Below are 13331 nucleotides of genomic sequence, written 5' to 3' on the forward strand. Positions count from 1 at the left end.
GATAATATCACACACGTACTAGGCATACAACGGATTGGGCTGCAATTCCTTCTCCACGTCCAGGGAACCCCAGTTGCTCGGTTGTCGTTGCCTTCACGTTCACTTGTGTTACATCCGCTTCCAGTGCTTTGGCAACCACCTCGGCCATCTGCGGAATATACGGTGCCATCTTAGGCTTCTGGGCAATAATCGTTGAATCGATATTCCCAAGCTTATAGCCACGATCCTTCACAAGTTGCCATACGTGTTCGAGTAATTTCAAGCTGTCGGCATCCTTGAATTCCGGATCGGTGTCCGGGAAATGCTTTCCGATATCCCCAAGTGCCAGCGCGCCAAGAATAGCATCGCTGATTGCATGCAGCAGCACATCTGCGTCCGAGTGACCCAGCAGCCCTTTTTCATAAGGAATGGTTACCCCGCCAATAATACACGGTCTACCTTCAACCAACTGGTGCACATCAAATCCTTGTCCTACACGTATCATCGCTTCTTCTCTCCCTCAAGCCAAAACGCGGCATACTGTAAATCTTCCGGTGTCGTTAGTTTGATGTTGGTATAACTGCCTTCCACAACCTTAACCGACATTCCCTGGCGTTCAGCCAGCATGGCATCATCCGTCCCCAGAAACCCGTCACGTTCCGCGGATTCATAAGCCTCCAGCAGGGAAGAAAGACGAAAAGCCTGCGGGGTTTGAATGCTCCACAGACTGCTGCGATCAGGTGTCGCTGTAACTACACCTTCCGCATTCACTTGTTTGATCGTATCCTTCACCGGCACAGCCAGCACAGCACCTCCGCCTGATTCGGTGGCAGCGATACATTCTCTAATCTGCTCACGGGTCACAAAAGGACGCACCCCGTCGTGAACGAGGACCCAATCCGTGCCGAGCGCCCGAAGGCCCTCATGAACCGAATGCTGTCTCTCTTTCCCTCCGGGGATCACGCGGACACGCGTTTCCAGTTGGTATTCTTTTACCCATTCCAGGCATCGTTCAACATCTGCAGCGCCTGTAACCAGAATGACCTCACGGATCTCGTCCAAAGCCGCAAATACTTCAAGCGTATGTATGAAAACGGGCTTGTCCTGTAGCAGCAAAAATTGTTTGCTCTCGGTCGTTCCCATTCGGGTTCCCCGGCCTGCCGCCACAATGACAACGCCCCACCCTTTATCCATGCCGCAATCCCTGCCTTGTCTGTCAGTTTATCGCTGGCAACAATTCATATCTGCTTCGATATCCATCATCGTACAACGATACACTACCCATCATACCGCTTTTATTGGGCTTTTTCCAACAGTTTCGGCTTGGCAAAAATCATTCGTCCCGCAGATGTCTGCAGCACGCTGGTCACCAGCACTTCCATCATCATGCCGATATACTCACGTCCACCTTCTACCACGATCATCGTTCCATCATCCAGATAGGCTACGCCTTGCCCGTGTTCCTTGCCGTCCTTGATAATCTGCACCATGATCTCTTCTCCTGGCAGCACAACTGGCTTCACCGCATTTGCCAGATCATTGATATTGAGCACCGATACCCCTTGAAGTTCACAGACTTTGTTCAGGTTAAAATCATTGGTGACAACCTTGCCCTGAAGCACTTTGGCGAGTTTCACCAGTTTGCTATCCACCTCGGAAATTTCCTCGAAATCTCCTTCATAGATCAATACCTGCACATCAAGCTCCTTCTGGATTTTGTTCAAAATGTCCAGCCCACGGCGACCGCGGTTACGCTTGAGCAGATCCGATGAGTCTGCAATATGCTGCAGCTCTTCCAATACAAATTCCGGGATAACAATCGTGCCCTCGATGAATCCGGTTTTGCAAATATCTGCGATTCTGCCGTCAATAATGACGCTGGTGTCCAAGATCTTATGTTCTTCCAATCTTCGCTGCTCTTCAGGCTCAGGGTGCCCCCATCGTCCTGACTTCCAGAATGCTCCCAGATCGTCTTTCTTGGCCATAGCCAAACTATACCCGGAATATGCCGCAATCACAGTCAGGGCTATCTGGAGCACCTCTCCTGCGCTTCCAAGCCAAGTCAAGCAAGGATACAGCAGTAATGCAACCAGTAGTCCAGCTACGATACCTGCCGCGCCAGCAGCAAGTTCATTCATGGGAATTCTGGCTAAGGAATCGATACCACTGTTTAATCTGTTGGCCAGCATGGTACCGCCGATCGTGCATACGGACATAAAAAGTACTGCTCCCAGCAATGTTGATACGCCAGCTCCCAGCAATCCCGCGGACTGAATCCATTCAGCCATCCAGGGAATAGACTTTCCTGCCAGATGATAAGCCGTGTACCCGAACCATGCGCCGCACAATCCAGTAAAAGTTAAAATGCCTTTTCTCCACATGAGTTCCTGCACCTCCTCAATCATTCTTCATCTTCATATCCAGTATGATCCAATTTTTGAAATGCTAATCGCGCCAGCATGAAGTTTTTGGAAATGTTGCATTCGTCAGTTGAAAGTAAGACTTTTATTGGCATATAATGAATTCAATTCATATCCCGAGGTGAGTGGCAAAATGAGTACGCTAAGTTTACAGGCTTTTCAGGATCAAGTTTCCGAATTGTTGCTGCGCCATCGCAGCCTGATTGATGTACTGTCCAAAACAGGACAAGCCGGAGCCTCTGTTAATCGCGCAGTGTCCAAAGCCATTACCGAATGCGGCTGCATTGAGCTGCACGCCACCAAACAGCAGTACGCCCCCGAGAGTGGTATTTCTCAAGCCAAAGGCCTGCTGGAAACCCATGTGGAAGGTGAGTTGTGTGAGAATTGCAAAGAGGTGATTAGCGCCGAGTTGGGCCGAAATCTGTTCTATATGTCTGCACTTTGCAATCTGCTGGGCATCAATATGGAAGAGGTCGTGAATCACGAATCACAGAAATGTTCGACGCTTGGGATGTTTAATCTGTCTTAGTTAATCCGTCTTTCGTTACTTGGTCATAGATCAAAGAATACAAACAAAAAAGCACGTACACTCCTTGTTAGGAAATGTACATGCTTTTTTAATTTTTATCACTTTGGCTCTCGGGAGTCTTACCGAGCGGGTACGTATGCAAGAACCCCACCCTTTTAATTGTCAGAAGATCGCGATGATTTTCTGTCTTTTCGTTTTTTGGCACGATTGCGAGAAGCTGCAGTTCTTACACTGTATCTCATGCCATATAAGGCATATAACACTAACGGAATAAATATCAGCTTGGAGAGTTGATCCGGGAAAAGAACAGCCAGTGCTACAGCCAGCAATATAACCCATGGGGCGATCCAGATCGCCTTACGAGGCAGTCCGACTTTTTTGAAATTGGGATATTTCAGCGAGCTGACCATCAGGTAAGACAACAGCAGTGTAGCAATCATCATGCTGATTGGCCCGATATCCTTGTGAAATAGGGAAAGTGTAGCTAGTACACCACCCGCAGCCGGAATGGGCAAACCTGTAAAATATCCCGGGATTCCCGGGCGCACGTTAAATCTCGCTAAACGAATTGCACCGCAGATCGGAAAGGCCGCTGTAGCGATCCAAGCAAAAATCGGCATAGTATCTTGGAACGATACCATAAAAATGATTAATGCAGGCGCTGCACCAAAGGATACCATATCAGATAATGAATCCAGCTCCTTGCCAAATTCACTTTGTGCATTCAGTGCTCTTGCTACCCGCCCATCCAGACCGTCGAGCAGCATTGCAATGATAACCATAATCGCGGCTGAGCTATATTTTCCGTTAATCGCCAGCAAAATAGCCAGCATACCAAGAAACAAATTTCCTAACGTAAAAAGATTTGGAATGAATCTGGTTAACATGTTGCTTCACCTCATCCATTAGAAGCCTTTATAAACGAATCCTACATCTGTCTGTCAATAAACATCTGCTCTTGCAGACGTTTGAGACCTTCCTTGATGGTACGGGCACGAACCTCACCAATGCCGTCCACTTCATCGAGTTCTTCAATCGTTGCCATGATGACATGAGGTAATTGCTCAAATTGATCCACCAGGTTATGAATAATTACATTAGGCAAACGAGGGATCTTATTTAATACCCGATATCCGCGTGGGGCAACCGAATCTTCAGATGTTGCCGCAGATGAAGGATAACCAAGGAGCCGTACAATATGGTGTGCATCAAGCAACTCATCGTCCGACAATCTTTTTAGGCCCACAATAATTTCACGAATCTTGTCGTCGCTATCATCCCGTGCATAGTCTTTATACAGCAGCCATGCTTCTTCCTCTGTAGTCCCTACGAGCTCTTCCATCTGCATGGAAATAAGTCTTCCTTCGTTCCCCAGTTCATCAATATATCGTTCAATCTCGGTTTTGATCCGCAGCACCATTTCCGTACGCTGAATAACATTGACCACTTCAGGAATCGTTACCAGTTCCTCAAATTCGGAAGCACTCAAATTCGTAAGGGATTGTTTCAGTACAGCTTTATACTTTTCGAGCGTTTGAATCGCCTGATTGGCTTTGGTCAAAATAACCCCGATCTCCTTAAGTGAATATCGAAGTGTTCCCTGGTAAAGGGTAATAATATTCCGGCGCTGCGAGATGGAAACGACCAGCTTGCCGGTTTGTTTTGCCACTCGCTCTGCCGTCCGGTGACGAATGCCTGTCTCTGAAGAAGAGATAGAGGAGTCCGGGATTAGTTGTGTATTGGCGTACAGAATCCGTTTCAAATCCTCACTCAGAATAATCGCACCGTCCATTTTGGCAAGCTCGTACAGGTAGTTTGGCGAGAAATCACAGTTAATCGAAAATCCCCCATCCACCACTTCCATCACTTCAGGGCTGTATCCTACAACAAGCAGTGCGCCCGTCTTGGCACGCAGCACGTTTTCCAGACCTTCGCGGAAAGGTGTACCTGGTGCAATCAGCCTTAACAAATCATTCATATTGTCCAGTTGGCTTGAATCCTTCATCTTGTTATGCCCCCTAATCTAAAGCAACCGCTAGTGCATCTGCCACGGTATTCACACCGATCAGTTGTATCCCGCGAGGATGTTTCCAGCCCTTTAAGCTTTTTTCTGGTAAAATAACTCGTTTGAAGCCCAGCTTCGCGGCTTCTTTCACACGTTGTTCTGCCCTGGATACGGCACGAACTTCACCGGTCAGGCCAATCTCGCCAAAGATGACATCATCCGGCTTGGTTGGCACATCTCTCAAGCTGGAAGCAATGCTGACTGCAACGGCCAGATCGACGGCCGGTTCATCCAGCCTGACCCCGCCAGCCACGTTCAGATAGGCATCCTGTGTCTGCAGGAACATGCCCATCCGTTTCTCCAGAACCGCAATGATCAGATTCAACCGATGATGATCTATCCCTGTTGCCATCCGCCGAGGAGAAGGGAAGTGTGTCGTGGAAATCAAAGCCTGCAACTCCACCAGCAATGGGCGTGTTCCCTCCATACTCGCTACAACGGTAGATCCGGCTACGCCGAGTGGACGTTCGGATAGAAATAACTCTGAGGGATTACCGACTTCACGAAGACCGTCTTCTCCCATTTCAAATATGCCAATTTCGTTGGTGGAACCAAATCGGTTTTTCACCGCACGAAGGAGACGATAGGTGTGATGCCGTTCACCTTCAAAATAAAGCACGCAGTCCACCATATGCTCTAACATACGAGGACCAGCGATGGCACCTTCTTTGGTAACATGCCCTACAAGAACCGTTGCAATGCCTCGGCCCTTGGCGATCCGCATGAATCTGGACGTGCATTCCCTTACCTGTGCCACACTCCCTGGTGCGCTGGTAACTTCGGGCAAATATACCGTCTGAATGGAGTCGATGACAAGAAAATGCGGCTGGATCTGATCCACCGCTTCCTCTACCCGCTCCATATTGGTTTCACAGAGCACATACAGCTCCGGCGAAAGTGCACCGAGCCGGTCAGCTCGCAGTTTTGTTTGCTTCACGGATTCTTCCCCGGACACATATAACACACGCAGCCCGGAGTGGGTTAATGCGTGAGAAGTCTGTAACATCAACGTTGATTTTCCGATACCCGGATCGCCCCCCACCAACACAAGCGAACCTGGCACAATGCCGCCGCCCAATACACGGTTCAACTCCCCGATTCCAGTCTGTACACGCGGCTCCTGACCGCTATCTATATCTATGATAGGAAGCGGTTTATCTTTACTGTCAAACAGCGGAGAATTCCTCCCTTGTGTTTTGACCACCGTTTCGGTTTCTTCTATCATTGAATTCCAGGACTGACAACCAGGACATTTTCCGTACCATTTGGGGGCTTCATAGCCGCATTCCGTACATTGAAACTTGGTTTTAACTTTGGCCACTTCAGCACTCCTATGAATTATTTTATTTTATATCAGCATTTTACATTATTCGACTAATTTTGCTTATTGCCCTAACATACAGGGTTACTAAAAGTTTACCATTGTTTGAGATTTTTCGTAAAGGATTATCGCAAACTTTACACATGTTACTGGTGTATCTCGCTACAATTCAATCACAACTCCCGTACATATGAAAAAATCCTCCCTGGCGGAAGCCAGGAAGGATCGGAACATGAATATAAGCTGCTTTCATTCAGCTATTCACACCCTATTTATTTCGTTTCAATCTCCTCATTGGACAGAACGGGCGCATCTTTTTTGGTTACAGATAACGCTCCATTCTCTTCGTCAATGAGCAAGGAGTCGCCTTTGGTAACATTACCTGTAAGCAGCTCTTCAGACAATTTGTCTTCAATATGCTTCTGGATTGCCCGGCGAAGTGGGCGTGCACCGTAAGCAGGATCAAAGCCAGCTTTGGCCAGGAAGTCCTTGGCGTTCTCTGTAAGTTCGAAATCAACTTCGTATTCGTTGAGTCGTTTACGTAGTTCCTCACTCATAAGAGTAACAATCTCAGCGATGTGTTTCTGTTCGAGTGAGTGGAACACGATAATCTCATCGATCCGGTTCAGGAACTCAGGACGGAAGCTTTTCTTCAGCTCATCCATCACTTTGCCCTTCATGTTATCGTAATCTGCCCCTGCATCCACAACAGCCGTGAAGCCAAGAGTGGAATTACGTTTGATCGCTTCTGCACCCACGTTAGATGTCAGGATAATCAGCGTATTGCGGAAGTCCACGACACGTCCTTTGGAATCCGTCAAACGCCCGTCTTCCAACACTTGCAGCAGGATGTTGAATACCTCAGGATGTGCTTTTTCTACTTCATCCAGTAGAACAACGGAGTACGGTTTGCGACGAACTTTCTCTGTCAACTGGCCGCCTTCTTCGTATCCAACATATCCTGGAGGCGCTCCGACCAGTCGTGATGTGGAGTGTTTCTCACCATACTCGGACATGTCAATCCGAATCACGGCATTTTCATCACCAAACATCGCTTCAGCAAGTGCACGAGCAAGCTCGGTTTTACCTACACCAGTAGGGCCTAGGAAGATGAATGAACCCATTGGACGTTTCGGATCTTTAAGTCCGGCACGTGCACGGCGAACGGCACGGCTTACCGATTTAACTGCTTCATCCTGTCCGATAACCCGTTCATGAAGAATAGACTCCAAAGTCATCAAACGTTGTGTTTCTTCTTCCTTCAGCTTATTTACCGGAATTCCTGTCCAGTTTGCCACCACTTGAGCGATATCCTCTGGAGTAACTTCGGAATCGGTACGTCCTTGTTTTTCTTTCCATTGGTTTTTCGTTGTATCCAGCTCTTCACGGATTTTTTGTTCCGTATCACGCAGTGCCGCTGCCTTTTCGAACTCTTGGCTTTGAACCGCGGCGTCCTTTTCCTTACGGATATCTTCCAGACGGCTCTCCAATTGTTTCAGGTTTGGCGGAATCGTATAAGAGTTCAATCTTACTTTTGATCCTGCTTCATCGATCAAGTCGATTGCTTTGTCCGGCAAGAAACGATCTGTGATATAACGATCCGACAATTTGACGGCTTGCACAATCGCTTCATCCGTAATTTTCACACGGTGATGCGCTTCGTAACGATCACGCAGACCATGCAAAATTTGAATAGCTTCTTCCGGCGAAGGCTGATCTACCGTAATCGGTTGGAAACGACGCTCAAGCGCAGCATCTTTCTCGATGTATTTGCGATACTCATCCAGTGTTGTTGCACCGATACATTGCAATTCACCACGAGCAAGAGCTGGTTTCAAAATGTTCGATGCATCAATTGCGCCTTCTGCACCACCTGCACCAATCAACGTGTGCAACTCATCGATGAACAGGACAATGTTGCCGGCCTGGCGAATCTCATCCATAATTTTTTTCAAACGATCCTCGAACTCACCGCGATATTTGGTTCCGGCTACAACCGAACCCATATCCAGCGTCATTACTCGTTTGTCGCGCAATGTTTCAGGAATTTCGTTTGCAATAATTTTCTGTGCGAGCCCTTCAGCAATAGCTGTTTTRCCTACACCAGGCTCACCAATCAATACAGGGTTGTTTTTGGTACGACGGCTCAACACCTGAATGACACGCTCAATTTCCTTGCTACGACCAATGACCGGGTCAAGGTTATTCTCTCTGGCATAAGCCGTAAGATCGCGAGCTAGGCTATCCAGTGTTGGTGTGCTTACATTGGCAGGTGTGCCGTTGTGACTTGATACTGCTTCGCTGCTCCCCAGCAACTGCAGTACTTGTTGCCGTGCTTTGTTCAAGCTTATGCCGAGGTTATTGAGCACACGTGCTGCAACCCCTTCACCTTCACGGATCAATCCGAGAAGAATATGTTCTGTACCTACATAGGTGTGGCCGAGTTTACGAGCCTCATCCATGGACAACTCAATAACTTTTTTAGCTCGCGGCGTATATGCAATGTTCGTAGGTTGCTCCTGGCCACGGCCAATTAGCGTTTCTACTTCATCCTGAATTTTTTCCAATCCGAGTCCCAGGCCGATCAGTGCTTTGGCAGCAATGCCTTCACCTTCACGAATGAGGCCGAGCAAAATATGCTCTGTACCGATGTTATTATGACCGAGACGGACAGCTTCTTCCTGCGCGAGGGCGAGCACCTTTTGGGCCCGTTCCGTAAATCTTCCAAACATCATATCTCCTGCACCTCCATGGTTTTGGATAAAACGAGGGGATTAAATCCAATGGATAACCCTTCGTATTCTTCATATCATTTTTGTTTGCAGCCATGCTGCGAATAAAATCATTGGTGGCTTCATTAAAAATGAAAGCCTTAGTATATAAAAGCCGCAAATGCGGCATGAAACCGTTATTAGTGTTAGGGAAGTTTATCCAGAACTTTTAGCTGCATTGATCGTATCACGAATTAGCTGAGCTCGATAGATATCACGCTCATCCGTCCGCATATCACCAAACGTTTTTTGCAAAAAACCTGGTTGCGTCATCACGTTCAGCTCATTCATTACTGGTATGGATAGTCCATCCAGCAAACCAAGATCTACACCGAGCCGAACATCAGACAAGCGCTGCGCTGCTTCCTTCGTGTCTACAATGGCCGCATGGGACAAGATTCCGTAGGAACGCATCACGCGATCTGTAATACGCAGTCTGGAATCGGTAATGAGCCGTTCTCTGGCTGTACGTTCATGACCAATCATCTGTAAAACTACACTGTGCAGATTGTCGATCACTTCTTGTTCCGTTTGTCCAAGTGTAATCTGATTGGAGATTTGGAACAGGTTACCCATCGCCTCGCTACCCTCTCCGTAAATTCCCCGAACCGTTAATCCCACTTGGGATACGGCACTCAGAATACGACCGATCTGCTGTGTCATAACGAGTGCGGGAAGATGCATCATGACAGACGCTCTTACACCTGTTCCAACGTTGGTTGGGCAACTGGTCAGATAACCTCTGCGATCATCAAACGCAAAATCCACGTGCGCTTCAAACGCATCATCTATAGCGGAAGCTTTCTCCCAGGCCTCTTTGACCTGGAACCCCGGATAGAGGCACTGGATACGCAGATGATCCTCTTCATTAATCATAATGCTTACCGATTCATCCTCACTGAGGATCACAGCCCCGTTTCTCGATTCATTTGCCAGACTTGGACTGATCAGATGTTTTTCCACCAGCACACGCTTGTCGAGTTCGTCGATATTGATTAGATCAAGTGTAGTAAAATCACCAAAGGCGTGTACGTCATCGTACTGAAGTACTTCGCTCAGTTTATTCAGCACCTCTTCCGATTGCTCATCTGAAGCCAGCATCGGAAACGGGATATGCTGAAGGTTACGTGCAATACGGACGCGACTGCTGATCACGATCTCAGAATCGGCTGCATCACTGCGCATCCACTCACTGAGCGCCTTCTCTGTAAAGCGCAGATTAGGCATCATGCTTCCCTCCTACTTATGACAAACTTTACTCCTGAGCTATTCCTTTTTCAAGTTCACGGATTTGATCACGAATCTGAGCTGCCTCTTCGAATTCTTCTTGGGCAATACTCTGCTTCAGATTTTGCTTCAGATCAGCAATCTGTCGTTTCACCTTAATACGTCCGCCCGCTCTGGCAGGAACTTTACCCACATGAGACGTGCTACCATGCACTCGTTTGAATAATGGATCCAGACGACTGTCAAAGTATTTATAACAGGAACTACAGCCGAAACGGCCAACTTTGCTGAACTGAGCATAAGTCATGCCACATTCTTCACATTGCAGCGTCTTGGCAGGCGCAGCACCTGAACTTTTGCCTGCCGGATCAAAATCAAGCAATCCGGACAGTAGGTTGTGAATGGAAAATCCTCCTGATGTTCCAGGAATCATCTCACCCTTCTCACGGGCACATGATTCACAGATATGAAATTCCGTCTTCTCTCCATTTACAATTTTCGTGAAATGAAGTGTAGCCGGACGTTTATTACATTCTTGGCACAGCATTTAGATGTACCTCCTTTGATCCCGATAGTTTTCATTTACCGAGCAAAGATATTAACATAGCCTTCAACATTCTGGCACGAATTTGATCCCGGTAAGGAAGTTTGACCATAAGAACTTCTCTCGACACAGCCGCACGCATCAACCCGGCCTCCCGCTTGCTTAAGAAACGCGCCTCTTCCAGTTGATAGATCAAGCCTTCCGCAGCAGTCTGTCCAATCTCCTCACCAATACTGTGATGAAGATGGTTGTGCAGAGCGGATTGGGCAGGTAATTCAATGCGCTGTATACGAACATATCCACCACCGCCACGTTTACTCTCTACCAGATAACCTTTTTCCAGAGTGAAACGGGTGCTGATGACATAATTGATCTGGGAAGGTACACATGAAAACTGATCTGCCAGATCATTACGCTGAATTTCAATCATTCCTTCGGGACTTTCATGCAAAATACCCTTCAGATATCGTTCGATAATATCAGAGATATTACGCATCCAATCATCCTCCACTGTCTGAAACGTTAAGTCAATAAGGACCCACACGCCCCCACAGAGTACACCTTCTCCACCCATTTAACCACTCAGAGAAACAGCGAATCTTGCCACCTCGGATGTTAAACAGGAGAACAAAGGAAGCACGAAGGTCCTTTAAATATCTCCTTGATCTTCCAATGACATGTATCTGAACCACAATACTTTCATCAGAGAGCAATAAGAAAGCCGAACATCATATCACAGTTAAAAATAGTATGTTTTAACCTTCAGTTGACTTTGACTTTCTTTGACTTTATATACATTATAGCATATTTTACTGGTTTGCCAAGTGGGGGCACTATTCATTTTTTACGATTTTACACGAAATATTCGCCTGACACAAAAAAACCTCTCCCTGACATCGGGAGAAGTCTGATTGCTTTCAATTACGCTTTGTATCTGCTTGGATCAATAATACTTGATATCTGCAGGCTTAAAAGAAATCGAGCAAGTAGGTTTCACGGTATGGAATAGCCTTCTCCAGCGCTTGAATCGCGGTAGCTGGGCCTTCCATTCTACCGATCTGTGCCATCTCTGCTGGTCTGCGATACCCCATTAACAACGCTGTGAGCGATTGGATACTCAGTCGTATTGGCTGATCCGGCTGACCTTCCTGTACTGATTCTCCCTTTTTCCATATAGAAGCCGTACCGTTCATTGCCACGTTTAATTCCCATACCCCTTCATTCCAAGGAGCATATGTATCTTCGACTTCAAGGCAGATCTGTACGGGCGAGTCCTGACTTGCAAAAGGGTACTGCGAAACAAACTGCTCCACGCTCACGATTCGTGCCATAAAATAAGGCATCACTTCTTGCCCGATCCGTGGATTGTCCAGTTGAAATGCAAGCATATCACTTGCAGGCGCTTGTAAAGTCACCTCATCAATCATCGAATCATGATTGGCAATGAACGTCCACAGCCCTTGTCTCGCCTCTTCATTCAGATGGACTATTTCTCCAATGGTAAATTTGCTTTCCTTGACCTCGTAAAATACATAACCCTGCGGTACTCCAGCTTCATCATAGTATATAGCTTGCTTGCTACCCTTTTTAACAAACACTGAATTTCCCCACCAAGCGTCATCCCGATTCAAGGTTCCATTATAACGCGCGGCATAAGCATCATAGACCTGCTTCAACACTGCAAGCTCAGGATTTCCCCGTTTTATCGTACCTGGAGTTTGCTTTTTGGCTGGCAGTTGCGACGTAGATAATTTGTATTTCTTATATTCAACATAAGTTTCCCACCCGTACTTTCGATAAAAAGAGAACGAAAATGGATGCAGGAACGAGATACTCTGTTTATTCCGTTTCATTTCTTCGAGCGCATATTTCAGTAGCCCAGCTACCCAACCCTTACGTCTGTACTCTGGCCAAGTAGCTACCCCAGCGATTCCACCCATCTCGAAGGAACGTCCATGGATATACGTTTGAAAAGGAATAATCTGAAGTTTGGCACCTACCTGTCCATCCGCATAAACACCCAATACATTATGCTTAGCAAATTCTTGCCGCCGCTTCTCCAACTGATCTTCTGTCATTGTAAACTGAAAAGCATACTCGGAGAGCGCCATACACGCCTCATAATCGTCCATCGTTAATTTGCGAAGTTCCATATCATCCAGCACCCCATTCTCTTATAATGTAAGCCTATTCTTCTGTGAAAGGTTACGCGATACTTCCCCTTACATTCGAGTGTCTCAGAGGTTTCACCTAATGTCAAACAGGAGATGCAACGTTCACATCTCCTGAATCTGATATATAAATAATAAAAACCACCACCGAACATCATCGGCAGTGGTTCTTTGCTTGGCGGCGTCCTACTCTCCCAGGACCCTGCGGTCCAAGTACCATCGGCGCTAGAGGGCTTAACGGTCGTGTTCGGGATGGGTACGTGTGGAACCCCTCCGCCATCGCCACCAAACGCGATTGGATCGA

Annotated in this window: 12 protein-coding genes and 1 rRNA gene; 1 reads left to right on the plus strand and 12 read right to left on the minus strand. The window is 47.1% G+C overall.

Going from position 1 to position 13331, the window contains the following annotated elements; all coding sequences use genetic code 11:
- Positions 1-7: 7 nt before the first annotated feature.
- The 3 genes from ispF to AB4Z30_RS27405 form a co-directional block, all read right to left on the minus strand.
- Positions 8-484, minus strand: coding sequence for a 2-C-methyl-D-erythritol 2,4-cyclodiphosphate synthase (ispF, locus tag AB4Z30_RS27395; RefSeq protein WP_441930668.1), 477 nt, complete (start codon positions 482-484; stop codon positions 8-10).
- Positions 481-1173, minus strand: coding sequence for a 2-C-methyl-D-erythritol 4-phosphate cytidylyltransferase (gene ispD, locus AB4Z30_RS27400; RefSeq protein ID WP_441930670.1), 693 nt, complete (start codon positions 1171-1173; stop codon positions 481-483). Before ispD ends, ispF begins: the two co-directional genes overlap by 4 nt.
- Positions 1174-1274: 101 nt before the next feature.
- Positions 1275-2360 carry a PIN/TRAM domain-containing protein gene (locus AB4Z30_RS27405; protein WP_441930672.1) on the minus strand — a complete coding sequence of 362 codons (1086 nt, stop codon included), beginning with the start codon at positions 2358-2360 and terminating at the stop codon, positions 1275-1277.
- Between the two features lie 172 nt (positions 2361-2532).
- Between AB4Z30_RS27405 and AB4Z30_RS27410 the strand changes: the two genes are divergently transcribed.
- On the plus strand, positions 2533-2928 hold the full coding sequence (locus tag AB4Z30_RS27410) for a DUF1573 domain-containing protein (protein WP_441930673.1): 396 nt from the start codon (positions 2533-2535) through the stop codon (positions 2926-2928).
- A 155-nt stretch (positions 2929-3083) separates the two neighbouring features.
- Here the strand turns inward: AB4Z30_RS27410 and pssA are convergent, their stop codons facing one another.
- The 9 genes from pssA to rrf form a co-directional block, all read right to left on the minus strand.
- Positions 3084-3815, minus strand: a complete 732-nt coding sequence (pssA, locus tag AB4Z30_RS27415) for a CDP-diacylglycerol--serine O-phosphatidyltransferase (RefSeq protein ID WP_441930675.1) — start codon at positions 3813-3815, stop codon at positions 3084-3086.
- Between the two features lie 41 nt (positions 3816-3856).
- Positions 3857-4933, minus strand: coding sequence for a DNA integrity scanning diadenylate cyclase DisA (disA, locus tag AB4Z30_RS27420; protein WP_251512077.1), 1077 nt, complete (start codon positions 4931-4933; stop codon positions 3857-3859).
- Between the two features lie 13 nt (positions 4934-4946).
- Entirely contained in the window at positions 4947-6314 is a 1368-nt protein-coding gene (radA, locus tag AB4Z30_RS27425; protein ID WP_123067451.1) for a DNA repair protein RadA, read from the minus strand.
- 272 nt (positions 6315-6586) lie between these two features.
- Positions 6587-9049: an ATP-dependent Clp protease ATP-binding subunit gene (locus tag AB4Z30_RS27430; protein ID WP_441930678.1), complete on the minus strand. Its 2463-nt coding sequence runs from the start codon at positions 9047-9049 to the stop codon at positions 6587-6589.
- Positions 9050-9241: 192 nt separating this feature from the next.
- Complete coding sequence (locus AB4Z30_RS27435; RefSeq protein ID WP_441930688.1) at positions 9242-10312, minus strand: protein arginine kinase; 1071 nt, start codon at positions 10310-10312, stop codon at positions 9242-9244.
- Positions 10313-10340: 28 nt separating this feature from the next.
- Entirely contained in the window at positions 10341-10859 is a 519-nt protein-coding gene (locus AB4Z30_RS27440) for a UvrB/UvrC motif-containing protein (RefSeq protein ID WP_441930680.1), read from the minus strand.
- A 31-nt stretch (positions 10860-10890) separates the two neighbouring features.
- Positions 10891-11352: a CtsR family transcriptional regulator gene (locus tag AB4Z30_RS27445; RefSeq protein WP_110899255.1), complete on the minus strand. Its 462-nt coding sequence runs from the start codon at positions 11350-11352 to the stop codon at positions 10891-10893.
- Between the two features lie 472 nt (positions 11353-11824).
- Positions 11825-13009, minus strand: a complete 1185-nt coding sequence (locus tag AB4Z30_RS27450) for a GNAT family N-acetyltransferase (RefSeq protein WP_441930682.1) — start codon at positions 13007-13009, stop codon at positions 11825-11827.
- A gap of 191 nt (positions 13010-13200) precedes the next feature.
- A 5S ribosomal RNA gene (gene rrf / locus AB4Z30_RS27455) occupies positions 13201-13317 on the minus strand.
- Positions 13318-13331: the final 14 nt, after the last annotated feature.

Source organism: Paenibacillus sp. 2TAF8 (assembly GCF_052114825.1).
In the GTDB taxonomy this organism is placed as follows: domain Bacteria; phylum Bacillota; class Bacilli; order Paenibacillales; family Paenibacillaceae; genus Paenibacillus.

What these genes read in the sequence shown, in the direction of transcription:
- ispF (WP_441930668.1), bottom strand. Translation starts at nt 484, where the DNA reads ATGATACGTGTAGGACAAGGATTTGATGTGCACCAGTTGGTTGAAGGT.
- AB4Z30_RS27440 (WP_441930680.1), bottom strand. Translation starts at nt 10,859, where the DNA reads ATGCTGTGCCAAGAATGTAATAAACGTCCGGCTACACTTCATTTCACG.
- AB4Z30_RS27445 (WP_110899255.1), bottom strand. Translation starts at nt 11,352, where the DNA reads ATGCGTAATATCTCTGATATTATCGAACGATATCTGAAGGGTATTTTG.
- AB4Z30_RS27405 (WP_441930672.1), bottom strand. Translation starts at nt 2,360, where the DNA reads ATGTGGAGAAAAGGCATTTTAACTTTTACTGGATTGTGCGGCGCATGG.
- AB4Z30_RS27450 (WP_441930682.1), bottom strand. Translation starts at nt 13,009, where the DNA reads ATGGAACTTCGCAAATTAACGATGGACGATTATGAGGCGTGTATGGCG.
- pssA (WP_441930675.1), bottom strand. Translation starts at nt 3,815, where the DNA reads ATGTTAACCAGATTCATTCCAAATCTTTTTACGTTAGGAAATTTGTTT.
- AB4Z30_RS27410 (WP_441930673.1), top strand. Translation starts at nt 2,533, where the DNA reads ATGAGTACGCTAAGTTTACAGGCTTTTCAGGATCAAGTTTCCGAATTG.
- AB4Z30_RS27435 (WP_441930688.1), bottom strand. Translation starts at nt 10,312, where the DNA reads ATGCCTAATCTGCGCTTTACAGAGAAGGCGCTCAGTGAGTGGATGCGC.
- disA (WP_251512077.1), bottom strand. Translation starts at nt 4,933, where the DNA reads ATGAAGGATTCAAGCCAACTGGACAATATGAATGATTTGTTAAGGCTG.
- ispD (WP_441930670.1), bottom strand. Translation starts at nt 1,173, where the DNA reads ATGGATAAAGGGTGGGGCGTTGTCATTGTGGCGGCAGGCCGGGGAACC.